The organism is Streptomyces sp. NPDC102467 (genome assembly GCF_044765445.1).
Taxonomy (GTDB): Bacteria; Actinomycetota; Actinomycetes; order Streptomycetales; family Streptomycetaceae; genus Streptomyces.
Genome location: NZ_JBIWKA010000024.1, coordinates 31,222 through 53,547 on the forward strand (window position 1 = coordinate 31,222; position 22,326 = coordinate 53,547).

At 69.4% G+C, this 22,326-nt stretch carries 19 protein-coding genes and 4 pseudogenes; 12 read left to right on the forward strand and 11 right to left on the reverse strand.

Features of this window, described 5'->3' with window-relative positions:
- Nucleotides 1-123: 123 nt before the first annotated feature.
- A protein-coding gene (locus tag ACIREE_RS37605) for an IS5 family transposase (RefSeq protein ID WP_404162900.1) occupies nt 124-998 on the forward strand; the annotation gives its coding sequence in 2 pieces (ribosomal slippage) (nt 124-490 and nt 490-998; 876 coding nt in all).
- Here ACIREE_RS37605 and ACIREE_RS37610 read toward each other — a convergent pair.
- Entirely contained in the window at nt 982-1,308 is a 327-nt protein-coding gene (locus ACIREE_RS37610; RefSeq protein WP_404163028.1) for an ankyrin repeat domain-containing protein, read from the reverse strand. The two genes, ACIREE_RS37605 and ACIREE_RS37610, sit on opposite strands and share 17 nt — an antisense overlap.
- An 848-nt stretch (nt 1,309-2,156) precedes the next feature.
- On the opposite strand from ACIREE_RS37610, the gene ACIREE_RS37615 reads away from it, so the two are divergent.
- From ACIREE_RS37615 to ACIREE_RS37625, 3 genes are all read left to right on the forward strand, one after another.
- A complete protein-coding gene (locus tag ACIREE_RS37615) occupies nt 2,157-2,489 on the forward strand; it encodes a MerR family transcriptional regulator (RefSeq protein WP_404162902.1) in 333 nt (110 codons plus the stop codon).
- A gap of 301 nt (nt 2,490-2,790) precedes the next feature.
- The gene (locus tag ACIREE_RS37620; RefSeq protein WP_404162905.1) at nt 2,791-3,669 is read left to right on the forward strand and encodes an AAA family ATPase; all 879 of its coding nucleotides are present in this window, start codon (nt 2,791-2,793) and stop codon (nt 3,667-3,669) included.
- A gap of 10 nt (nt 3,670-3,679) precedes the next feature.
- Nucleotides 3,680-3,817, forward strand: coding sequence for an STAS domain-containing protein (locus tag ACIREE_RS37625; protein ID WP_404162908.1), 138 nt, complete (start codon nt 3,680-3,682; stop codon nt 3,815-3,817).
- A 563-nt stretch (nt 3,818-4,380) separates the two neighbouring features.
- Here the strand turns inward: ACIREE_RS37625 and ACIREE_RS37630 are convergent.
- From ACIREE_RS37630 to ACIREE_RS37660, 7 genes and pseudogenes are all read right to left on the reverse strand, one after another.
- A pseudogene (locus ACIREE_RS37630) lies at nt 4,381-4,820 on the reverse strand (IS110 family transposase); the annotation flags it as partial.
- Nucleotides 4,821-5,042 carry a hypothetical protein gene (locus ACIREE_RS37635; RefSeq protein ID WP_404163048.1) on the reverse strand — a complete coding sequence of 74 codons (222 nt, stop codon included), beginning with the start codon at nt 5,040-5,042 and terminating at the stop codon, nt 4,821-4,823.
- 187 nt (nt 5,043-5,229) lie between these two features.
- Nucleotides 5,230-5,541 carry an SCO5918 family protein gene (locus tag ACIREE_RS37640; protein ID WP_404162911.1) on the reverse strand — a complete coding sequence of 104 codons (312 nt, stop codon included), beginning with the start codon at nt 5,539-5,541 and terminating at the stop codon, nt 5,230-5,232.
- Between the two features lie 89 nt (nt 5,542-5,630).
- A pseudogene (locus ACIREE_RS37645) lies at nt 5,631-5,900 on the reverse strand (hypothetical protein); the annotation flags it as partial.
- Nucleotides 5,901-5,946: 46 nt separating this feature from the next.
- Nucleotides 5,947-7,476 carry a DEAD/DEAH box helicase gene (locus ACIREE_RS37650; protein WP_404162914.1) on the reverse strand — a complete coding sequence of 510 codons (1,530 nt, stop codon included), beginning with the start codon at nt 7,474-7,476 and terminating at the stop codon, nt 5,947-5,949.
- Between the two features lie 331 nt (nt 7,477-7,807).
- Nucleotides 7,808-8,011 carry a cold-shock protein gene (locus tag ACIREE_RS37655; protein ID WP_404162917.1) on the reverse strand — a complete coding sequence of 68 codons (204 nt, stop codon included), beginning with the start codon at nt 8,009-8,011 and terminating at the stop codon, nt 7,808-7,810.
- Nucleotides 8,012-8,410: 399 nt separating this feature from the next.
- Nucleotides 8,411-9,196, reverse strand: a complete 786-nt coding sequence (locus tag ACIREE_RS37660) for a hemolysin III family protein (RefSeq protein ID WP_404162920.1) — start codon at nt 9,194-9,196, stop codon at nt 8,411-8,413.
- 693 nt (nt 9,197-9,889) lie between these two features.
- Between ACIREE_RS37660 and ACIREE_RS37665 the strand changes: the two genes are divergently transcribed.
- Nucleotides 9,890-10,669, forward strand: coding sequence for a SigB/SigF/SigG family RNA polymerase sigma factor (locus ACIREE_RS37665; RefSeq protein ID WP_404162923.1), 780 nt, complete (start codon nt 9,890-9,892; stop codon nt 10,667-10,669).
- A gap of 117 nt (nt 10,670-10,786) precedes the next feature.
- On the opposite strand, the pseudogene ACIREE_RS37670 reads toward ACIREE_RS37665, so the two are convergent.
- Nucleotides 10,787-12,214 (reverse strand): annotated as a pseudogene (locus tag ACIREE_RS37670) (catalase); the annotation flags it as partial.
- Between the two features lie 1,080 nt (nt 12,215-13,294).
- Here ACIREE_RS37670 and ACIREE_RS37675 point away from each other — a divergent pair.
- The 4 genes from ACIREE_RS37675 (at nt 13,295) to ACIREE_RS37690 (ending at nt 17,691) form a co-directional block, all read left to right on the forward strand.
- Nucleotides 13,295-14,056, forward strand: coding sequence for an ANTAR domain-containing protein (locus ACIREE_RS37675; protein ID WP_404162925.1), 762 nt, complete (start codon nt 13,295-13,297; stop codon nt 14,054-14,056).
- Nucleotides 14,057-14,093: 37 nt separating this feature from the next.
- Entirely contained in the window at nt 14,094-14,852 is a 759-nt protein-coding gene (locus ACIREE_RS37680) for a GAF and ANTAR domain-containing protein (RefSeq protein WP_404162928.1), read from the forward strand.
- Nucleotides 14,853-15,614: 762 nt separating this feature from the next.
- Nucleotides 15,615-16,316 carry a GAF and ANTAR domain-containing protein gene (locus ACIREE_RS37685; RefSeq protein WP_404162931.1) on the forward strand — a complete coding sequence of 234 codons (702 nt, stop codon included), beginning with the start codon at nt 15,615-15,617 and terminating at the stop codon, nt 16,314-16,316.
- A 1,180-nt stretch (nt 16,317-17,496) separates the two neighbouring features.
- Nucleotides 17,497-17,691 (forward strand): hypothetical protein, encoded by a 195-nt coding sequence (locus ACIREE_RS37690; RefSeq protein ID WP_404162934.1) that lies wholly within the window; start codon nt 17,497-17,499, stop codon nt 17,689-17,691.
- Nucleotides 17,692-18,208: 517 nt separating this feature from the next.
- Here ACIREE_RS37690 and ACIREE_RS37695 read toward each other — a convergent pair.
- Entirely contained in the window at nt 18,209-18,715 is a 507-nt protein-coding gene (locus ACIREE_RS37695) for an ANTAR domain-containing protein (RefSeq protein WP_404162937.1), read from the reverse strand.
- Between the two features lie 1,017 nt (nt 18,716-19,732).
- Here ACIREE_RS37695 and ACIREE_RS37700 point away from each other — a divergent pair.
- From ACIREE_RS37700 to ACIREE_RS37710, 3 genes are all read left to right on the forward strand, one after another.
- The gene (locus ACIREE_RS37700) at nt 19,733-20,014 is read left to right on the forward strand and encodes an ANTAR domain-containing protein (RefSeq protein ID WP_404162940.1); all 282 of its coding nucleotides are present in this window, start codon (nt 19,733-19,735) and stop codon (nt 20,012-20,014) included.
- Nucleotides 20,011-20,754 (forward strand): GAF domain-containing protein, encoded by a 744-nt coding sequence (locus tag ACIREE_RS37705; RefSeq protein WP_404162943.1) that lies wholly within the window; start codon nt 20,011-20,013, stop codon nt 20,752-20,754. Before ACIREE_RS37700 ends, ACIREE_RS37705 begins: the two co-directional genes overlap by 4 nt.
- 271 nt (nt 20,755-21,025) lie before the next feature.
- The gene (locus tag ACIREE_RS37710; RefSeq protein WP_404162946.1) at nt 21,026-21,667 is read left to right on the forward strand and encodes a hypothetical protein; all 642 of its coding nucleotides are present in this window, start codon (nt 21,026-21,028) and stop codon (nt 21,665-21,667) included.
- A 153-nt stretch (nt 21,668-21,820) separates the two neighbouring features.
- Here the strand turns inward: ACIREE_RS37710 and ACIREE_RS37715 are convergent.
- Nucleotides 21,821-22,245 (reverse strand): annotated as a pseudogene (locus ACIREE_RS37715) (transposase); the annotation flags it as partial.
- Nucleotides 22,246-22,326 lie beyond the last annotated feature (81 nt).

The following is a 22,326-nucleotide window of genomic DNA, read 5'->3' on the forward strand; positions in this document are numbered from 1 at the left end:
CAGCAGACTCTGCTGCTTTGCCTTGTGCTGTCTGTTCGCCCGCCGTACCGGCCCGTGTTCCCGGTGATCGTGCCGCTAGGGCGTGTTGCGAAAGTAGATCTTGGTCATGGATGATCACGCCTCGTGAGGCGTGGTGATTTGACGGACGGCCAATGGGCCCGGCTGGAGCTCTTGTTGCCGAGAGGCGCCAAGTCGGGACGTCCGCCGGTGTGGACTCGGCGGCAGCTGATAGATGGCATACGGTGGCGGACCCGGACGGGTGCCCCGTGGCGGGATGTGCCCGAAAGATACGGTCCGTGGGATCGGGTCTATGACCTGTTTCGGCGCTGGCAGCGGGATGGCGCCTGGGCCCGGATCGTCACCCAGCTCCAGATCGACGCGGACGCCAAGGGGCTGATCACCTGGGAGGTGAACGTCGACTCCACGGTCTGCCGGGCCCATCAGCACGCGGCTGGGGCCGCGAAAAGGGGGACCTCCAAAAGGAACCGCCCGGTGGCATCTCCGACGAGCCGTCCGACCACGGTCTCGGGCGCTCCCGGGGCGGCCTGACCAGCAAGATCCACCTCGCTGTCGAGCAGGGGCAAAATCCCCTTTCCGTAGTCATCACGGCTGGGCAGCGCGGTGATTCCCCGCAGTTCGAGCCGGTCCTGGAGGCGATAAGAGTGCCTCGGCCGGGCCGGGGGCGACCTCGTACACGTCCAGCGCGGGTCCGGGCGGACAAGGCATACGACTCTCGCAGGAACCGTGCCTACCTGCGGCGGCGCGGCATCAAGGCCACCATTCCGGTCCCTGCGGACCGTGTTCACAACCGCCGCAAGCGCGGCTCCCGCGGAGGTCGGCCGCCCAAATTCGACCAGGCCGACTACCGCGCACGTCACGCGGTCGAGTGCGGCATCAACCGTCTCAAGCGGCACCGTGCTGTCGCCACCAGGTACGACAAGCTTGCCGTCCGCTACGAGTCAACCGTGCTGGTCGCAGTCCTCAACGAGTGGCTATGAAACGCTTGAGCAGCGCCTGTGCCATGTAGTGGTCGTAGCGTTCAGCCATCTGCAGAGGTGTAACTCCATTGCTGTTTGGGAGCAGGGGGTCTGCACCGTAGGCGAGGAGAATGGCCGTCGCCGCGGTGTTCCACGGGTGTCCCGTCTGCAGGTGGCCATCGCCTTCGATATCGAGAGCGTGGACGAGTAGCGTGAAGCCCCAGCATGTTTCGTTCGGGTCTGTTCCAGACGCCAGATGAAAAGTGAGCAGCTCATGGTCACTGGTCTCCACGGCCCTGTGGGCAGGCGTCCAATTCGAGTCGTTGGGCATGTCGGTCACCCGATGAAGCTTACGAAGCCGTCGGGCAGGCACAGGCGTGGGGCTGCACTTTCGCAACAGGCCCTAGTCACGGGGACGGCCCGAGCCGGCCCGCGGCGCCGTTCGTCCCCGTGCCGTTCGAGGGCGACTACCTCACCGTCGAGCACATGAAAACCTGCATCGGCGGGAGTAGACATTGAGTGGGGGTGTGGTTATGGTTTCTCTCGTAACGGAGATTGAGCAGGGCCCGGCAGAGATGAACTGCCAGGCAGCAGTACCAGCATGTGCAGTTGCAGGACGGTGCGGTGGTGGAGTTCCGAAGCCAGGATGGTTGCAGGACGGCGACGGGGCTGGCGACCGGACCGGGTGGCCCGCAGTGATCAGGGGCCACCACCAGCAGTAACCGCAGTACAGGTACGTGCAGTTCGCAGGACCGCAGTGGAGAGAAGTGAGCAGCACCTTGGTGAAGGCGTCGGCTGCGGGCGCGCGCACCGGGAGGTTCGGCAGTGGGTTCCAAGCCACAGCAGGTGCAGCACGGGCGCTGGCTGCCGGAGAGTGGCGCTGGGACAGGCCACCAGCAGTAGGTAAGTGATTCATCTCAGAGGGAAAGAACGGAGGAACCAGGCGCCATCAGGATCGCCCGGGCGGAATTCTTGGGCCCGGGTACCGCAGGACATCGTTAGTGAGGTGGTCTCCGGTCAAGCAACCGCGATCCCCGCACCCCCGACCGCAGTTCACTCGGGGCGGCGGACACAGAAGGCCGGCGCAGGATCAGGGTCGGCAGATGGTGTAGCAGTTCCTTCGGGGCCCGGGCGCAACTATGCACCCGGGCCCCTCCACGCGTTTCACAGAAAGGTGTAATGACCGCAGACGACTCCTTCAGCCGGCTGGATGACGACGATTTCCCCGCCTACACGATGGGCCGGGCTGCCGGCATGCTCGGCACCACCCAGGGCTTTTTGCGCGCCATCGGCGATGCCCGCCTCATCACCCCGCTGCGCTCGGCGGGCGGCCACCGCCGCTACTCCCGCTACCAGTTGCGCATCGCCGCCCGTGCGCGGGAACTCGTCGACCAGGGCACCCCGATCGAGGCTGCCTGCCGGATCGTTATCCTCGAAGACCAGCTCGAGGAAGCCCAGCGCCTCAACGCCGAACACCAGCGCGCCGCCGCAGCGCATGCATGGTCGTCGTGAGTCATGGCTGTAGGGGCTGTCGGTACGGGCTCGAGCTCATCGCGGCCATCGATATCCGAACCGTGGCTCCGGCGGATCAAGGTAGAGCGCGCACAGCATGGACGCTCGCTGCCAGAAGACACGAGTACGATCCGGGCGCGCAGCACCGCGCGCACCTCGGACTTCGGCGAGGCCACAGTCCGCACCAGCTGCTCGCGGACCCCTGAACTGATAGTCACCTCCACCGCTGTCCCCGCCCGTTGCCCGCCCTCCATGGCCAACGATCATGGCGGGCCGCCGCCGCGCCCGGCAGGATAGGCCCGTGCCGAAGAGCCCCCCGGAAACAATGCAGCAGCATCTGCGCCAGCGTCTGAACCGCCACGCCCGCGAATGCTGGCCCCACGTGAACGCCATTACGGTTCGTTTCCGTGCAGGATTCGCCTACGTGGCAGCCGAGCTGCCGGGCGGAAAAAGCCTGCCGCTGTGCCGACTGCGCTTCACCGGCGGGCTGCACACCTGGGGCTTCGCCTCATACCTGGCGAGTAGTGACAGCTACCGGGACGCCGTCCTGCCCAGCGGACTGCCCGTCGGCTCTGCGGAGGAGGCCCTCGACTGCGCGGGCGACCTCCACCTCAGCGTTCTCTCGCCGGCTTTCCGGGTGCCAGCGGGACTCATTGTCCTCGTCGGCCCACCAGCCTCGGGTAAGACCAGTTTCGTTCGGGCACTGGTCGCGCGGCGGCAGATCGACGCGGCAGCCGTGGTATCCAGCGACGAGATTCGCGCGGAGCGTTTCGGTACCTCACCCGCACAAGCGGAATCCGACGAGGCGGACGCACGGATCTTCGAGGAACGCGACCGCAGGATCGTCACCAGACTCGCCGCCGGACACAGCGCAGTCGCCGAGTCAACGAACGTCACGCCACAGGCACGCGCACGACTCATCGCCCTCGCCTGCCGCTTCAGCGCCCCGGTGACCATGCTGCGATTCAACCCGGACGTCACCGGCCTCATCCAGCAGTACACCGAGCGAGGCCGCACGGACCTCACCGCTGCGGACGTCCGTGCCTACGCCGCCATCATGATCCGAGATGCTGGTGCCGACCAGCTTCGCTCCGAGGGCGCAACAACCGTCCACGATGTTCCAGGGCGCCGCCAAGGAATCACGCCTGCCGAAGCCGCCGCGCGTTTCTCCGTCGCCTGACACATCCGACGTGTCCAGACCCGACATGGACTCCAGCGGTCTGAACATACTGCTGACCGCCTACCGCCAGGCCACCGATGCCGGCGGCTGGCTGCGCCTGGCCGGAGCGAACGCCGGCGTGCTGCGCGTGCTGCGGATCGGATCGTAGGCGTCGACACCATCATCGCGGTGCACCCCACCGTGCCGACCGCCCTCGCCTGAACCCTTGACCCCGGTATCCGACACGGCTGCCCTGGCGTGGCAGACGCCTCCACGGGCCGGCGCATCGCGGGGCGGCAGGCCATGTGCCCCTGGACAGCACAGGTGCGCGGAGTGGGGTCTGGCCCCACATGCCTGTGCCTGCGCACGGCTTCCGCCGGCGGGAAGGACGACGGGCCGGCTGCGGAACAGCCCCCCCCGGAGGGCCTGGGCATGACAAATCCTCGCCGACTCTTCTGGCCGCCCCGCCGGTGGAGGCAGTGAGGTGGAAGACCAGCGAAAATCACAACTGCGGTGGAGGGGGTGAAAAGCGTGGAGAGGGGAACTTTGCGGCAGGCGGGAGCGCGCCACGGTGCGCGGGTGTTTCCGCCCGGCCCCTCCGGTTCGGCCAAGCAGCCGGAGGGGCCGCCCGCGAACCTCACAGGGCACGAGCCGTATCGACCCGGGCCCAACAGGAGACTGCATGCAGGGGCCGCCGCCGGCCACTCCAGCCCAGGCTCCACCCGGCCGCGGCCCCGGCATCGAGATCAGGACCTGGGGAAAAGGGTGTTCCTCCAGCAGGGGTTTGATCTGGCTTCCAGAGCCCGGCCTTGTTCATGGACGGCTGCGAGCGAGCGAGCGGGCCGGGGACGGGACGACTATGTCGAGGGTGCCGCGGTGCCGGGAACGATGACGGTCCGCTCGTCGAGCACGTCGAAGATGTCGTCGATCAGCCGGGGGCCATGCGCGCCTTGGGCCGGATCACCTCAACGAGTCTGTGGCGCCCGGCCTTTCGCAGCGTGGCCGGAGAGCCGTGTCGCTCGGGGAGCCAGGTGACGGCCTGGTGATCCAGACGTGGGCCCAGGACGCGTTCCAGGCTGGGATGGAAACTGGGTGAGCAGGCCGCGTATGCGGTTGCTGGTGCGGGTGGCCTCGGAGGCGAGGTCCTGGTCGAAGCCGACCAGCACCGTGAGTTACCCGGGTTCACGAGACGGATCCCAGGTCACGTCGACGTCAGTTTCGTGGACGCCGTGTGCGAGTCCCACCACGATGGCGGCCACGGCGGCCCGTGCCTCGGCTGGGTCGGTATTGGCCGGCACGTCGGCAAGACGCCCGCACAGCATCCCGCCTTCCTCTGTGAGGACACTGTGGCGCCAGCCTTCCGGCGTCGCCAGCAGGGTGATGCCCTTCGGCATGGGCAGCGCAGGTCACCGTTGCCGCGATCGGTGGTGATCTCGTCGGTGAGCTCCAGGGAGCGCAGGGTGTGCGGCATGGTGCGGGCGCCGTCCGCGATGACTGCGGCGTCCACCCAGCCGAACGACTGAAGTTAAACGGCAAGCTCAGACTCAGCTGCTGCAACGGCGGCTCGTTCCTGCCCGTCGGTCAGACTGCCGCAGGGGCCCCGAGCATCGCGGAAGCCTCCTGGAACGCGCTGAGCGGGCGCGTGGGTGCGGCGGTTCGGGAAAGGTCGCGGCAGGTGAAGCCGAGCTGGGTCATGGCCCGCAGGACCTCGCCGGCGCTGAAGTCGCGGCGGTCCTGGCGGGTGACGACCTGCCCGACCTGCTTGACGGGGTAGGTGCGACGACCGACGATCACGGACGCCCCGAAGACTCCCTCCGGCTTGACACCTTTCATCGATTCCAGGACGCCGCTCTTGGTGAGGTCGAAGGGAAAACGGGCGATGACACAGCGCATGATGCCTCACAGGGAGAAGAACGAGGGGGCGGTTCTGCCGCGGTCCAGGCGGTTCAGCGGGCCAGGGAGAGGACGCCCAGGGCGTTGCCGCCGAGGATGTCGCGCAGCTGGGTCCGGTCCGTGTAGGTGGAGCTGTCACGGGCCGCAGTGAGCTGGGCGCGGGTGAGGAGCCCGGTGCGCAGACTGTCGTTGTCGCAGATGAGGAGATGCCCGGTGCGGGCGCCGGCCATGACGGACAGGGCGACCTCGACGGTCATGTCGTCGCAGACCTGCGGTTCGCCGGTGTCCATGGCGTCGGCCGCCGTCCTGTGCGCGGGGGTGGTGTGTGCCGGGCGGGACTGCATCTGAACCAGCGTCAAAAGGTGTCTCCTGCAGTGGTGGGTCAGTTTCCTGATCACGAAGTTTTCAGGCCGCCGCGTCGAAGGAGGTCTGTCGCGCCGTCGTGCGCCGGGCGGTTGAAGCGGGGCTGCGGCGGCCGCGTGAGGACGTGCTGCGCTTGCGCCGCTCGGCCACCGGAGCGGTGATCGTGACCGGGACACCGGAGGGGGCCTGGGCGCCGGTGATCCGGCTGAGCGCCTCTTCGCCGGAGCGGACCTGGGTGGTCTGGGGCACGATGCCGGCGGCGGTCATGAGGCGGGTCATGTCACGGCGCTGGTTGGGGGTGACCAGGGTGACGACGCTGCCGGACTCCCCGGCCCGCGCGGTGCGGCCGCCGCGGTGGAGGTAGTCCTTGTGGTCGGTCGGCGGGTCGACGTTGACGACGAGGTCGAGGTCATCGACGTGGATGCCGCGGGCGGCCACGTTCGTGGCCACGAGCACGGTGACGTGACCGGTCTTGAACTGGGTCAGGGTGCGGGTGCGCTGGGGCTGGGACTTGCCGCCGTGCAGCGCGGCGGCCCGCACCCCGCTGTTCAGCAGGTCCTGGGTGAGCCGGTCGACGGCGTGCTTGGTGTCCAGGAACATGATCACCCGGCCGTCGCGGGCCGCGATCTCGGTGGTCGCCCGGTGTTTGTCGGCGCCGTGGACGTGCAGCACGTGGTGTTCCATCGTGGTGACCGCGCCCGCGGACGGGTCGACGGAGTGGACGACGGGGTCGGTGAGGTAACGGCGGACCAGGCGGTCGACGTTACGGTCGAGGGTGGCGGAGAACAGCATCCGCTGGCCTTCGGGGCGTACCTGGTCCAGGAGCGCGGTGACCTGGGGCATGAAGCCCATGTCGGCCATCTGGTCCGCCTCGTCCAGGACGGTGATCGCGACCTGGTCGAGTCGGCAGTCACCGCGGTCGATGAGGTCCTTGAGGCGGCCCGGCGTCGCGACGACGACCTCGGCGCCGCCCCGCAGCGCGCCGGCCTGCCTGCCGATGGACATTCCGCCGACGACGGTGGCCAGGCGCACCTGCACCGAGCGGGCATAGGGAGTGAGCGCGTCGGTCACCTGCTGGGCCAGCTCACGCGTGGGCACGAGGATCAGGGCCAGCGGCTGGCGCGGCTCGGCGCGCTGTCCGGCGGTGCGGGCCAACAGGGCCAGGCCGAAGGCGAGAGTCTTGCCGGAGCCGGTGCGCCCGCGGCCCAGGGCATCGCGGCCCGCGAGGGTGTTGGGCAGGGTCGCCCCCTGGATCGGGAACGGGACGCGCAGACCTTGCGCGGTCAGCGCGGCCAGCAGCTGCGCCGGCATGTCGAGGTCGGCGAACTCCTCGACCGCGGGCAGCGCGGGAGTGATCGTCTTCGGCAGGGCGAACTCGCCCTGCACCGCGGCGGGCCGCCGGCCGTACCCGCCCGAGCGGCCCTGTCCGCCGGAACGGCTCGGGGCACCGGAACGGCTCGGGGCAGGCGAGCCGAAGCGGGCGCCCCGCCTCGAATCAGCGCCGGACCCGAAAGCGGGGCTCTCGCTGCGGCGGGGGCGGGAAGAGCGGTTGTTCGTACGAGTGGGGTTCATCGAGAACCTTCCTTGATACGGCGCGCATCAAGGAATTCCCGCAGCGATAGAGCAGCGCGGGGAATCACAAGAACGAACCGAACAGAATGAGAAAAGAATTGCGGCCCGCAATGAGCGCGGTGCAGCATGCAGGCCATGAAACAGGCGACGTAACTGGGGCGTGAAATTCCGGACGTCGACCGGTGCAGTCCCGGAAAGGCGCGCATCTCTGAAGATGGGACCTGGCGTCGGGGTGATGTGCACCCACAGGTGAGGGCGCTGTGGGAAATGTCCGTAGCTGGGGCCCGCACCCCGAGGGATGCGGGCCCCAGCTGCGAAGATCTTGTCCGCGTCAGGCGAGAACGATGTTCTCGGCCGTCGGGCCCTTCTGGCCCGCCGCGATGTCGAAGGTGGCCTTCTGGCCTTCGAGCAGTTCGCGGAAGCCCTGGGCGGCAATGTTGGAGAAGTGGGCGAACACGTCGGCGCCGCCACCGTCCTGCTCGATGAAGCCGAAACCCTTGGCCGCGTTGAACCACTTCACGGTGCCTGATGCCACGTCATATCTCCTTTGGGGCAGTACGCCGGAACCCGCGAGGCGCGGATGCCGGGTCGCCGCGATGAAGCCCCGTCCGGAAAAGACCGGCAACACAAAAAAGCTTCCAGCCACCGAGAAATATGAGTGGAGGAGCCTGAAGTTTTGGGAACCACAACTGCAACTGAGAATGACAGTAGCATGAGGTAGCGGTCCGCGTACGGTAAATAACTCCGCTCTGGTAGGTGCCCTAAAAACACTCTCTACCCCGCGCGGTAAACCCTCATCTCGCGGTCATAGATATTGCCCGGCGCCGATGTCCAGCGTTTTAGGAAATACGGCGCCGTGCACCGCTCGGAGGACACAACTCTTCCGGCGGCCCCGTCGGCCCGCAGCCCGTCTCAGCACAGATCGGGGCGGCGGTCAGTAGAGGGCCAGGAAGATGGCCGTGCAATGCGTGGTGAAGGCCGCCACGGTCAGCGCGTGGAACACCTCGTGGAAGCCGAACCAGCGGGGCGAGGGGTCGGGGCGCTTCAGGCCGTAGACGACGGCGCCCGCGCTGTAGAGGAGTCCGCCGACCACGATCAGGGTGAGTACGGCCGCTCCGCCGCGCTGCAGGAAGTCGGGCAGGTAGCGCACCGGCGCCCATCCCAGGGCCAGGTAGCACGGGGTGTACAGCCAGCGCGGAGCGCCGACCCACAGGACCCGGAACGCGATGCCGGCCACTGCACCCACCCACACGATCCACAACAGCACGGACCGCTGATCCGGCGGCAGGAGGAGCACGGCCAGAGGGGTACAGGTGCCGGCGATGATCAGGAAGATGTTGGCGTGGTCCAGACGTCGCAGCAGAGCCTCGCCGAGCGGCCCCCAGGTGCCGCGGTGGTAGACGGCGCTCGTTGCGAACAGCAGCCAGGCGGTGACCGCGTACACCGCGCAGGCCCAGGCCGCCTGCGGCGTGCGAGCCAGGCAGATGAGGACGATGCCGGCGATCAGCGCGGCAGGGACCATCCCGGCATGGAGCCAGCCCCGCAACCTCGGCTTGACCGGTTCGACCAGGGCGGCCGCCTGCTCCACCAGAGCCGCAACCGAGTGACCGTTTTCTGTTGCACCGTCATCTTGTGGTCCGCGGCGCAGCCCGATTTCGCGGTCTTCTCCACACTCTGAGGAGACCTGAACACACTCGACCTCAGCGGCGTCACGGGACATGGCTCCCCACCCTCCCCCAGACTCCTGGGCGTCACTGGCAATCATGCGCTCATGCTAGGAGACCTCCCAGGACACCTTTCGAAGGGCTGGGCCGAAGACCAGGCGCACCTCAACCGGGTGCGGCATCTTCGCCGTGTGGACTCCGGCTCCTTGTGTCCGCCCCGCTTTCCCCACCTGCGGGCCAAGACCTGGGATGAGCCCGCTGACGATCACCGCCCGCGACGCGGCCACCGGTAGTCCCCTATGGGAGATCACCGGCGAGCTTGACCATGCGACGGCACCCGCCCTGCGCACGGCCGTGGACCACTTGACCCTGGCCGCCGGACAACTACTGGTCCTGGGCCTTGCTGTTCTTGAATTTGCGACTCCATGTCGCCGCTCTGTTCGATGGCCAGGTTCCTGGCGGCGAGCAACGCGGTGATACCGCTGTCGGCCCTGGGCAGGCGCTGTGGCCGTCCTGTGGTGATGCTCGAGCTACGGCATCAAGGGGCGGCTTGAAGGCGGCGCGGCCGGATGGTGTTCGCCCAGTCGCGGGTCTGTTTGTGGGCGGGGTCGTCGGGCATCGAATTTTTGAGTGCTTGGGACAACAGGCGCATCTGCGGGAGCGGTCGATCCAGATGCCTGTCGTTGATCGGGCGGTTGGTGCTGCTTCCGCGGTGAGGATCCGCCACCAGCAGCGATAGGAGCACCCCGATGGTCACCCGTCACCCCCACACTGATGCTCCCGACACCACGGCAGCGTTCCGACGGCTTGCCGCCGCGACGGCGGGGCGGGAGCGGGAACTGTTGGTGGAGGAGCTTGTGACAGCGTGGCTGCCGATGGCTGACCGGCTCGCGACCAAGTTCCGCAACCGCGGGGAGAGCCTGGAGGACCTCAAGCAGGTCGCCGCCATCGGTCTGGTCAAAGCCGTCGAGCGCTACAACCCCGCCCAGGGCGCCTTCGAAGCCTACGCAGTGCCCACGATCACTGGCGAGATCCGGCGCCACTTCCGCGACCACGGCTGGGACGTACGGGTCCCGCGCCGAGTGCAGGAGCTGCGCAACACGGTCCGCACCGCCCGCCACGAGGTGATGAACCAGCCCGGCTACACCAGCGAGCCGAGCGTGGAGGAGATTGCCGCGCAGGCGGGCCTGTCCCTCCAGGAGGCCCGCGACGGCATGGAGGCCCTGCAGAGCTACCGGGCGCTGTCGCTCGACGCGGAGTCCGCCACCCGTGAGGACGAGTTCAGCCTGGCTGACACTCTGGGCACCGTGGAGGCTGCCTACGACCGGATCGAGCGGCGCGAAGCCGCCAAGGCCGGCTTGCGCGCCCTGCCCGAGCGGGAACGTCACATCCTCTACCTGCGCTACTTCGAAGATTTGACCCAAGCCCGCATCGCCGAGAAGATCGGCGTCTCCCAGATGCAGATCTCCCGCCTCATCACGACCAGCTGCGCACGCGTCCGCGACCGTGCGCAGGACAGCGCCGGCTAACGGCCACGTGTTGTAACCGGCTGCAGCGTGTGGGGGCCAGTCTTCGACCGCAGCGCCGGGTCCGGCCCTTGAGGCAGGTACTGCCCGAAAGGCCGGCCCGGTCGGTGTGCCGCGCCGTCACATGGTCGGGGCGAACCGTTCCCAGACGCGGTGTGCGCTGAGCAGTTCTTGCAGTTGGTCGGGGACCGCGGCGCCGTTGCCGCCGAGAACGATGCCGGGGGCGTCGGCCGGCAGACCGGCGGCGTCGAGGACCTGCTCGGCGCCGGCCCAGCCGCCGATGGCCTTGCCGTGGCGGAACGCCTCGTCCAGGAGCAGTCGCAGCCGCGGATCGAGTGCGGAGGCTGGCGTCTTCACCTTCGCGTCCCGCGCCGGGAGGGCGTCGGCGCCGGCGGCGGGCGTGCCTACCACCAGCAGGGCGTCGAACTCGATGGAGCGGGCCGTGGCGAAGGTCCCCTGCACGGTGATGGGTTCGCCGCCGGCGTCCAGCTTCCCGCCGGCCGGGGCGATGACCAGCGCCACCATGCCTGCGTCGAGCATGGTCTGTCGGACGGCACGCACTGCGTCGAGGTCGCCTGTGCCGTCGGTGACGATGCCGATGATGCGTCCGTCCAGCGGCCAGGTGTGGCCGAGCTGGGAGAGAGCCGGGCTGGGCTGTGGGTCCTGCAGCGGCTCGGTCGGCTGGGGTGCGGGTAGTCCGAGTGCGGTGGCGACCTGGGCGCACAGCTCGGTGTCGATGTTGGCCAGGGACTGCAGGCCGCGCTGCTTGACGGCCTGCTCGTAGCATTTGCCGAGCTCGAAGGAGTAGGCGCCTGTGATGTGCTCGCGCTCGGGCGGGCTCATGCTCAGCCAGAACAGACGGGCCTGGCTGAAGTGGTCGTCGAAGGTGGCCGGTGCCTCGCGGACTTTGCGGGAGGCGGGCAGTGCGACGGGGACCTCGATGTCGGCGCCGCTCTCGGCGCCCGCCAGGAACGGGCAGCCCGCGTCGAGGGAGTTGGGGTGATAGGGCGCGACGCCGCGGTGCACGGCGGTCTGGTGCATGCCGTCGCGCAGCATGTCGTTGACGGGCGTGTGCGGGCGGTTGATGGGCAGCTGGCCGAAGTTGGGCCCGCCGAGCCGACTGATCTGGGTGTCGAGGTAGGAGAAGAGCCGTCCCTGGAGCAGCGGGTCGTCGGTGACGTCGATGCCGGGGACGAGGTGGCCGAGGTGGAAGGCGACCTGCTCGGTCTCGGCGAAGTAGTTCGAGGGGTTGCGGTTGAGGGTGAGCAGCCCGATGGGCTGCACCGGGGCCAGTTCCTCGGGCACGATCTTTGTGGGGTCGAGCAGGTCGATGCCTTCGAAGGTCTGCTCGGGGGTGTCGGGGAAGGTCTGGATGCCCAGTTCCCACTCGGGGTAGATGCTCGCCTCGATGGCGTCGGCGAGGTCGCGGCGGTGGAAGTCGGGGTCCACGCCGCCGGCGATCTGCGCCTCCTCCCAGACGAGGGAGTGCACGCCGAGCTTCGGCTTCCAGTGGAACTTCACCAAGGTGGTCTCGCCGGCCGCGTTCATCTGTATCTCCTGGGGTGCGCATGGCTGGGCGGGGGCCGTGCGAGCTGTCCGCGCACACGGTGGAGGCGAAGTACCCGGATCTGACCGTTCCGCACGGACGACTCCAGCCGAACCAGCAGAAGCCGGGTAGCGCACGCCCCTGCAGAGGGGCCCGCCCCTGGCTGCCCCCGGAGAGAACCCCCGCCCGGCCGCACGACTACGCAGCCGCTCACGCCATCACCGACCTGCACCGTCAGAACGTTCCGTTCGGCGTGGGAGCAGCGGCCCGTGCCACCCGCTCGATGCCGGGCCGTCCCGACGGTGCCCTCGTTGCCACGATCGACCCCCGCGCGCACCAGGGACTCGGCGTGCTGGTAATGAACCGTAACCAGTAGATGTCACGGGTGCTGATCGGCCCGGTGGTGCGCACGCCGCTGCCCGGCACGGCGAGGGGGCGCGCAGGGAGCCGTCGTCCGGTAGGTCAGGCCGTGGTCGAGGCCGTGCCGGCGGTTGATCGGACGCGCGGGCCCGGGGGCGCGGCTGTCGGCTGCGCGCAGTCGCTACGCCGGTCGCCCGGATCCGCGACCGGACATGGCGACTGCTGCGCCGCCCCACCCGGCCGCCGTTGTACAACTGGCTGTTCGCCATCATGGGGCGCGACCGTAGCTACGACATCAGCAACGCCCGGGCTGATCTGGGCTATCAGTCGAGCATGACTTCGCCGCCGGCCTGAATGAGCTGCGCACGTCCGCACGGTGGACCCGCCGCCTCCTCGCAGCGTTGGGCATGATCCCTCGCCGGCTGCGGGCGGGCCCGGCTAGCGGTTGCCGGCCGACGTGCGCCGCCCGGCAAAGGACAGCGCCACGATCAGCAGAGAGGTCAGCGCCGCGGAGAGCGCGGGAAGCGGCGCCCCCGGGCCGCGGTACCTGCGCGGGCGGGCCGGATCCGAGCCGGTCCTCGACGAGATATCCGAGGGCCAGCGCACAGGCCACCAGGGTGCTTGCCACGGCCAGCGAGCGGCGGATCCGCCGTCCTGCCCTTGCGGGGGTGATCGCTTAGGCTCAGCAGCAGCAGCGCGGGCGAGGCGGGGAGGTGAGGGACGTGGCCGGCGAGAATGCGGGTGAGGACGATAGCGATGCCGAGGACGTGGCTCAACGGCGCCGGATCGTCGCAACGCTGAGCGACAGCGTGCGCGCGGTGCCCACCGCTGAAGTACCCGCGTCCCTCTGCAAGGCGGTGCTGGGCCTTCTTCCCGTCACGGGCCTGTCGGTGCAGGTGAGAGGAGGCGGGAGCGGGATGAGCGTGGTCCTTTGTGCGAGCGATGCGACCGCGGCACATCTTACGGAGCTGCAATACACCCTGGGCGAGGGACCAGCAGTGGAATCGGCTCGACTGCGGGCTCCCGTTCTGGCGGCCGACCTCACCCAGGGCGCCGATGCCCGCCGGTGGCCGCTGTTTGCCCGGCAGGCCGTCGCCGCCGGAGCCGAAGCCGTCTTCTCCGTTCCGCTGGGCACGGCCGTCTCTCATCTGGGGAGTCTCGACATGTACCGGGACGGTGCGGGACCGTTGGCCCAGGAGGAACTGCGCTGCGCCATGTGGGCCGCCGACGCGGTCCTTGAGATCATCATGCTCTTCGAGCGGCAGCCGTCCATGGACGGCGCCATCGATGAGTGGCTCGATGCAGCGGTGATCGACCACGAGGACGTCTACCAGGCCGCCGGGATGATCATGGTTGCGATGGACATCAGCGCGGACGAGGCCCTGTCCCGTCTGCGGGCCCGGGCCTTCGCCCAGGGCCAGACCGCGACCCAGGTAGCGCATGACATCGTCAATCGCAGGTTGGACATCAACGGCCATGAATGAACGCGAGCAGGAACACGGCGGCGATCAGGAGGCAGGCATGAGCCGCGAGCAGCAACTGGCCCGTGCGTTCGTCGCCCTGGCCGACACCGTCTCACCGGGATTCGACCCCCTGGCGCTCTTCGAGACACTGGTCGGCGACTGCGTCCAACTCCTCGACGTGCAGGCATCGGCCGTCATGATGGCCGACGCCCGCGGGGGCCTGCGCACCATGGCCGCCTCCGACGAACAGGCCGCCTTCCTCGAACTGCTGCAGCTGCAGACCGGCCGCGGGCCGTGCATGCAGTGCTACCGCAGCAAAACACCCGTTCACGTCACCGACCTCGAGCAGGCCAAGGATCAGTGGCCCCGCCTGGTGTCCGCAGCGCTGGACGCCGGATTCCGCTCCATGCACGCCCTCCCGCTGCGCGTGCACGAGCAGATCATCGGCGCGGTCAACCTCTTTCGCACCAGCCCCGGCAACATGAACGCCGACGACACGGCAGTGGGCCAGGCACTCGCCGACATCGCGGCCCTCTCCCTGCTGAACTGGACCAACGAAGCACCACGCGACGGCGACATCATCACCCGGGTGCAGTCCGCCATCGTCGCCAAGGCCACCGTCGAAATGGCGAAAGGAATGATCGCCCGATACGGCGGGCTCTCCATCCCCGACGCCTCCACCGCCCTGCACGCCTACACCCAGCGCCGACAGGCGCGCCTGTCGGAGACAGCGCAGGCGCTCACGGAACGCACACTCGACCTCGCCGAGATCATCTCGGAGACAGCCCGCCCTCAGTCCCGCAGAACAACAACCTGAACAGCGGCGCAGCCGGTCGTGCACGCCCACGAGGACCGGCGACCCTGCACGTCGAAATGACCATCCGCACTGCGCGCGAGCGCCCCTCTCCCGTCGCACTGCAGGCCGCCTCACCAGGTGGCCCCGGTGACAACGGGCACCGCAGCTTGCCGCCGAGTCACAGTCGGCGAGCAAGACGTCCAAGCGGGAGATGAGATCCGCCCCGCAGCGCGGTGACACGCGTCCGCACGGCCAGAGCCGACGAAGGATCAGCTGTACGCGCAGGTAAGAAAGAAGAACGTAGAGGGGTGTTCGTCGATGAACAAGCAGGACCTGGCCGAGGCCGTCGACCGCTGATCCCGGTACACAGGGCCCGGGCCGGGAAAATGATCCGCGGAGCCCTGGCCCTGCGTTGGGTCGGCAGCCCCGTCACACAGTGGTGCCGAACCGCTCCCAGACGCGGTGCGCGCAACCTCTTGATCTGGTCGAGGACCGTGGCGCCGTTGTCGCCGAGGACAATGGCAGGGGCGTCGAGGACCTGCGCGACGCCGGCCCGGCCGCCGATGGCCTTGCCGCGGCGGAACGACTCATCCAGGAGCAGCCGCAGCCGCGGATCGAGGCTGGCGGTCGCGGTGTCCGCCTTGGCGTCCCGCGCCGGGTGTCGTTACCGGGTTGCTGCGCGAAGGGTATGCGTGAGGCTGACGGTGGCGGGCTGAGGTGCGCGTGGCAGGCTTGAAGGGTGCCGGCGGCGCGCCGGCCGGTGTCACGTGGAAGGACAGGGGCATGGACTGGCGTGACTTCGCCATAGAACTGGCCTCGGTGGCCCGCAATCTGCTGGAGCAGGACTCCGTGGAGGGAACGCTGAGTGAGATCACCGCCGCGGCGGTCCGGCTGGTCCCGGGATGTGAGGCGGCGGGCATCCTGCGCCTGTCCGGTGGCACGGTGCGGTCCTACGCGGTCACCTCACCGCTGGTGCAGGAAAGTGACCATCTGCAGGAGCGGTTCGGCGAGGGGCCCTGCTTTGATGCGGCCAAAGTGGGCCATCCCGTCTTCCGTATCCACGACATGACGACCGAGACGACGCGGTGGCGCCGGTACGCGCCCGAGGCGAGAGCGCTGGGGATCGGCAGCATGATGGGCTTCCTGCTCTACACCAACGAGCAGGACCTGGGCGCCCTCGACATGTACTCACCGAAGGCGGGGGCCTTCACCGAGGACTGCGAGACGGCCGGCTGGCTGCTGGCCTCGCATGCGGCCGTGGCCTTCGCCGAATCCCGCGAACACTCGCAGCTGGCCCAGGCGGTTCAGACCCGCGGCCTGATCGGGGAAGCGATGGGCGTGCTCATGGCCAGCCACCACCTCAGCCAGGACGAAGCCTTCGACGTGCTGCGCCGCTACTCGCAGGAGAACAACATCAAGCTGCGCGAGGTGGCCCGGCGCACCGTGGATCGCGGCGGCCTGGAGAAGCCCTTCCTCAGCCCCTGAGCGCAGGGCCGCTGCCGCCGTGCCCGTCCCCATCACGGCCGGTGTGCGGGATCGTGGCGATGGTCGCCCCCGGCGACAAGCCGCGCTGGCCGGACCTGTGTCGCACGCACCTGCTCGCAGCCGCGGGGTGGCGGTGATGAGCATGCCCCCGCCCGGCCGCTACCCCGTGACCCTCTGCATCGACGGCCGGGCCCGTCGAACGTCCCCTCGCTGTTCGGTCTGCACGCTGACAGCGACCGTGGGATCCGGCCGCGCCGGGGGAGCGCGTCCCTGTGGGGGACCGGCGCACCCTTCGCGTCCGGTTGCGGCGTTGGACCGGTGACATGACTATTTTCTGCCGCATGGCGCTGACAAGCCGCGCCTCCTGGGCTTCTTCCCCTGGTCCGTGCATCGGTTCTACGCTCAGGAAGGAAGAGGGTGCTGGGCGCCTGGTGCTGCCCGCCCCTTTTGCAGGCTCCCGGCCCCCGAGCCGTGACTCATGAGGCCGGCTGGAGCCGCATCGCCCACTACGCGGCTCCAGCCCCGGTCCTCCGGTGCGTGCTCGGGCAGCGGGGCAATTCCGCGGTCCCGCTGCCCACGCTCCGCAGGGCCGTGCACGCGACGCCTGCACCACCAAGTGCCCGCGGTGCGCGTGCTCCGGTTGCCGCCGTGTCCGCGGTGGCAACCGGAATCCTCACAGCGTCCCACCACCATGGTGACGTGTCTGCGCAACGAGCCATCTCAAACCGGTCTGTCCGAAGGACAACCGCCGTGCGCGCCGGGCAGGTTGAGGCAATTGAGGTCCCGCGCGTGGCTCCTTCGGCAGGGCTGCCTGATGCGCGCAGACGGACTTCACGCGCAGCCACAGCCATCGTACCGATGTGCCATGGAGGCTCCGTCCTGCGCGGAAAGCGCGCGTGGGGGCGCATAAGCGGGAGGCCCCATCACGTCACGTGACGTAGCAGTGCCTCGGCTTCGGTGCTCTGGCATGCGCGGTGCCGGGGGAGGAGGACACTTCGAGTGCTGTGCAGATGCGCGGTGGCCGGCGCGCGGCCGCCGTGCACACGGCACCACATGCCTGCCGAGGGGCCCGGACCCCGTTCCTCGGCGGCCCCTGTAGGTAACTGCCCCCGGAACGCCCCGGGCGCGGTGGCACCGCTTCTGCGAGGGGTTGCGACCAGGCGGGCAAGGCCGGTGACCTATGAAGTCGGCTCGGACGGACCAGGCCTCCATGCGCCGGCAGGCGGAGCACATGCGCGCCTACGCGCGCGCCGCGACCGCGCGCGCCGAGGCCATGCATGCCGCCGCCACAGCCGCCTACGCCAGGGCGCAGCGGATGCGAAGCGACAGCGAGCGCAGGCTGACGGCCCTTCGATTCAGTCCCACAGCGGACTGAAGAACGCCCCCAGGGCGTGCCGGCGCCCTTCCTCGCAGGGGGGTCCTGGTACGGCCTCACGGTGCGGGGCCGCCGCCTGTTCGGTCCGGGTCTGCTGGAGCCGCACGCCGCCGTCTGCACGGCTCCAGCCCGGCCCTCTCACAGGTAGCTCCCGTGCCCCGGCGAAAGGACCCCGTGCGAAGGAATCGCACAGGGGAGGCAGATTCCTTTGCACGCCCGGCGGCCGAGCCCCACCCACCGTGAGACCGGGGCAGCCGCCGCCCCGCGGCCCGCCACAACGGACCCAGCTCCAATTTCACGCTACGCCCCGGCACGCCAGGCAGAAAGCGGAACTGGACAGTGCGCAGGGGGCTGCCGAGCATCATCTCTGTGCGGCCGCTTCCGCCGACAATTCAGGGCTGCTGCAGGTACGGACGAGGGGGGAGACGAGCGTAGGACGTGCGGGGTCACCGTCCGTGCGTGCCGCTCCTGCCCGCGTCTGCCCCCGCATGGTGGCCGGCAGCCTTTCCGGGCAGAGTCAGCGTTCCGGACCGCGAGGCTCGCGGTCGGCGGCGGTGGTGCGGGCGACGCAGGCCTGCACCTGCTCGGCAATGGAGCCCGGGCCGGGGGGCCAGTGGTCTTCCAGGTGGGCGGTCACGATCATTTCCGCGATGCGGCGCAGCTTGGTGTTGGTGCGCTGGGAGACCTCGACCAGGATGTTCCAGGCCGCCTGGGGTCCGCATTGGGCGTGAACCATCAGGATGCCGCGGGCCTGGTCGATGACCGGGCGGCTGGTCATCGCCTCCCGCAGCTGCTGGATCTCCCGGAGCAGGGCCTCGCGTTCGGTGTCTGCCGTCTCCGGGGCTGGCGGTGGGGTACGGACCGCAGGGCGTGCACCGGCGTGGAGTCGGGCCCGGTAGGCGGTCAGGACCTGCTGGTGCCGGATGGCGAGTTGCTGGTGCCGCGCGGCGAGTTCACGGGTTGCGGCTACCAGTTTCCGGGCCCGCTCATGCGTCGGCGCGTACCGGTGCAGTTGCTCGTCCATGGCGACCTCCACACCGGAACACCTTCCCGGCCGGCACATTTTGTACCGTCACGGGTTCCCTTGCGGCCGGTCCCCGTCATGCGACAGGGCCATGGTCGGCCAGTCGGCCGCTTATCTGCGACACGCGGAAGCCGGTACAGCCCACCCACCACGCGCGGAAATCCGCCGAAGGACATGGGTCCTGCCCCGCGGCCCCGCGGTCCTTGTGGTGGGCCAGTACCCCTACGCGTACGTACGTCGCAGACGTCGGCCCCGTCGCGCACTCCGCAGCACAGCAGCAGCGACGTTTCCGTCCTGCCCATGCAGGTCGAGGACAACCGGGTTCGCCTGGCGCGCCGGTCGCTGGTCGGCGAGCTGGTCGGCGCCGGGGGATGACGTTGTGTAGACCGGTGCGCGTGCGGCCGCGCTTCTTCTAGGCTGAAACGCAGGCTTGGATCCGCGTAGACCCCCGGGCACCCGCGACGGTCTGAGTGGCAGGGGGGCCGGGCGCGATGTGTCATGCGGAGGGCTGATGCGGCAACGAGAGCCCGAGTGGGGGGCGGGGCTTCGGTGGATATCCGCCATGCGCTGCGGGAGATGGTGGGCGAGGGCGGTGTGCGGTCCGTCGCCGCGCGGGCTTGCGCCGCCGTTCCCGGTATCGATGCGGCGGCGCTGGTGCTGACGGCGGGGCTGATGGCGGCGACGCCGTTGTGTCTGAGCTGGTGGGGCGATCTGGCCGAGCAGGGCGCGGCGCTGCAGCTCGCCCTGGGCGAGGGCCCGGCTTCGCCGCCGACCGGCGCAGGAGCGCGGTGCTGGCGCCGGACATTTCCCAGCCGGCTGCCTGTGTGGACTGGCCGGTGTTCGCCACCGAGGCCCTCGCCTGCGGCATCCACGCTGTTTTTGTCTTGCCGCTGCTGGCGCACGGCCAGGTGGTGGCGCTGTTCACCTGTTACCGGGGCCGGCCCGGCCCCCTGTCCGCGGAGGGGATGCGTGCTGCGGTGATCCAGGCGGCGGCGGCCGGAGGGGATGCGTGCTGCGGTGATCCAGGCGGCGGCGGCCGGCATCCTGTTGCTGCATCATGCCCGGGCGGCGGATCCCTTCCTCGACACCCTGGTGGCCGGTGAGGAATCGCTCCCGGAGCCGGTCGCCATCCTGCACCAGGCGGCCGGCTTCCTGCGCGGCCAGCAGGGCTGCACCGCGCAGGAAGCAGTGGCCAGCCTGCGAGCCTATGCCTTCGCTCATCAGTGTCCCCTGGCCGATGTCGCCGTGGACGTGGTCAACCGACGCCTCACCCTGCCCGCCCAAGGGGATTCACCGTGACGCATGACCTGTCGGACGAAGCGTCGGCCCAGGAGCTGCTGGTCGACGCCCTGCTGGCGCTGACCGGCCCGCGCAGCGGCGCGTTCGACCCCCACGCCCATGCCGGACTGCTCCTGCGGCACAGCCTGTTGCTGGTGGACGCCGCCTCGGTGGGCGTCGAGCTGGCGGACACGCACCACCGGCTGCACTCCACCCTGGCCTCCACCACCACCGGCGCTACCTTCGCCGACGACCCGGAGCATGCCGGCGGCCCCAGCCGGCGCGCTTTCACCTCCGGCCGGCCGGTCACCGCCGTCGACCTGCAGGCCGAAGATTCCCGGGGGCCCGCCCAGCGCGCCCCCGCGGCCGTGGCCGGCTTCTGCGCCCTGCACGCGGTGCCCCTGATCAACGCCGGCCGGATCCTGGGCGTGCTGGTCTTCTACCGCGACACCCCCGCGCCTTTCACCCTGGAGGACTGCGCTCATGCGCGGGCGCTGGCGGACATCGCCGCCATCGCTCTGGCCTTCCACCACGTTGCGGACCAGCAGCACGACGTGATCGCCCACCTCGCACGCGTCCACGATGTACAGATCGTCACCGAACAGGCGAAAGGAATCCTCGCCGCCCGCCTGCACCTTGCGATCCCCGAAGCCGACACCATGCTGCACCACCAGGCCCACATGCGCGGACTGGCCGTCTACGCGCTGGCGCGCGTCATCGTCGCCGGCGTGGCCTGGCCGCCCCTGGACCGAACCGACTGACTTCGCCCGTGCCGTTCGCTGTCCTAGCGGGCGCATCCTGGGGGCGGCTGCCTCGCGGAACGGCAGAAGCCCTGCCGTCGCAGCCTCCTTTCCGCCGGGGCCCCGACCTGTCGCGGCAGCTGACCCGCGCGTCCTCGCTCAGGCGAACAGCCTTCCCGTAGAAGCCGCTGAACTCGGTGGCGGGGAGGGAAGTTCCGGGGCCAGGGGGTGCGCCGCATCCCGGCCGTGACACGGGGTTACGGCTATGGAGGCCGGCCGCGATACTGACGGCATGGAGACCGATCGGCCCGATGACTGGTACGGCTCCGCCGACGGCGTCCGCCGGGAGGCACTTCGGCTGCAAGAGAGCGCCGCTGTCGCTGACCAGCGGGATACCGCTGCCGATCAGCGGGAGGAGATCGCTGACCGGCGCGAGGAGATTGCTGATCAGCGGGAGGTGCGGCTTGCCGCGTGGGAGAGCCGTGTGGATGACCGGGTCCGTGTGGCGGGGACGCAAGCCCCGGGCCTTCGGCGGCAGGCGTACGAGACGCTGGGCCGGGCCCGCGGGCTGCTGGAGGCCAGCAGGGAGCGGCTGGACCGCAGCGAGGCGGCGTTGGGGCGCGCGGATGCGTCCGATGAACGCGAGCAGCGGGACGTGGAGCGGGAGGTGTCCTTCTCCACAGCGCTCCAGGCCGACGAAGGTCCTGCCCAATGGGTGGTCCTGGAAGCGAGGGAGCGCCGCCTGCGGCGGCAGTTCATCCAGGTCGCGGGCGCCCGGGCGGTGACCCAGGACGCACTGGCCGGTGAGTACGAGCAGCTTGCCCTGGCCCATCCGCAGCAGGAGACCGAGTACCGGCAGCGCGCTGAGCAGGCCCGCAAGAGGGCGGCCGGTCTGCGCGCCGACGTCCTGGCAGGGGGAGAGGAAAGCGGCTGACGTACTCTCCGTGTCCGACGGGCAGCAAACCTCGTAACACCGCAGTCGCGTCTGCCTTGTAAGTCTCCCGCCGTGTTCACACGGCTGCAGACGCCAGCTCCACCCTGGCAGAAGGGCTGACGGGCGGCTGGGCGGTTTCTATCGGTGGTTGCGAATCACCTTGTCGGTGATCGTGCTGATGGTCGTCTTGGACACGTTTGCGCCGTAGACCTTGGCAAGGTGCGAGGAGATCTCGCCGTGCGTGAGGCCCTTCGCGGACAGTGACAGGACCATCTCGTCGACGCCGGTCAGACGGCGCTGCCGCTTCTTGACGATGGCCGGCTCGAAGGAGCCGTCACGGTCCCGCGGCACGTCGATCTCGACCGGCCCGATGTCGGTCAGCACGGTCTTGGAGCGGGTGCCGTTGCGGGAGTTGCCGCCGTCCTTACCCACCCGATCGTGCTTGTCGTAGCCGAGATGGTCGGTGATCTCGCCCTCCAGGGCGGACTCCAGCACCGTTTTCGTCAGCTGCTCAGCAGCCCGCGCTCGCCGGTCAGCTGCAGACTCTTGCTCCGGGCCTGCTCGACGAACTGGTCGATGAGCTTCTGCTCGACGCTCGCGGCATTTAGAGTCGGTTCCGCCTGGTCATCGACGGTCACGAGCTCGGTAACGATGTCAGT

What these genes read in the sequence shown, in the direction of transcription:
- ACIREE_RS37615 (WP_404162902.1), top strand. Translation starts at nt 2,157, where the DNA reads ATGACCGCAGACGACTCCTTCAGCCGGCTGGATGACGACGATTTCCCC.
- ACIREE_RS37640 (WP_404162911.1), bottom strand. Translation starts at nt 5,541, where the DNA reads ATGCGCTGTGTCATCGCCCGTTTTCCCTTCGACCTCACCAAGAGCGGC.
- ACIREE_RS37610 (WP_404163028.1), bottom strand. Translation starts at nt 1,308, where the DNA reads ATGCCCAACGACTCGAATTGGACGCCTGCCCACAGGGCCGTGGAGACC.
- ACIREE_RS37690 (WP_404162934.1), top strand. Translation starts at nt 17,497, where the DNA reads ATGAAGTCGGCTCGGACGGACCAGGCCTCCATGCGCCGGCAGGCGGAG.
- ACIREE_RS37660 (WP_404162920.1), bottom strand. Translation starts at nt 9,196, where the DNA reads ATGTCCCGTGACGCCGCTGAGGTCGAGTGTGTTCAGGTCTCCTCAGAG.
- ACIREE_RS37635 (WP_404163048.1), bottom strand. Translation starts at nt 5,042, where the DNA reads ATGCCGAAGGGCATCACCCTGCTGGCGACGCCGGAAGGCTGGCGCCAC.
- ACIREE_RS37695 (WP_404162937.1), bottom strand. Translation starts at nt 18,715, where the DNA reads ATGGACGAGCAACTGCACCGGTACGCGCCGACGCATGAGCGGGCCCGG.
- ACIREE_RS37665 (WP_404162923.1), top strand. Translation starts at nt 9,890, where the DNA reads ATGGTCACCCGTCACCCCCACACTGATGCTCCCGACACCACGGCAGCG.
- ACIREE_RS37710 (WP_404162946.1), top strand. Translation starts at nt 21,026, where the DNA reads ATGGAGACCGATCGGCCCGATGACTGGTACGGCTCCGCCGACGGCGTC.
- ACIREE_RS37685 (WP_404162931.1), top strand. Translation starts at nt 15,615, where the DNA reads ATGGACTGGCGTGACTTCGCCATAGAACTGGCCTCGGTGGCCCGCAAT.
- ACIREE_RS37680 (WP_404162928.1), top strand. Translation starts at nt 14,094, where the DNA reads ATGAGCCGCGAGCAGCAACTGGCCCGTGCGTTCGTCGCCCTGGCCGAC.
- ACIREE_RS37650 (WP_404162914.1), bottom strand. Translation starts at nt 7,476, where the DNA reads ATGAACCCCACTCGTACGAACAACCGCTCTTCCCGCCCCCGCCGCAGC.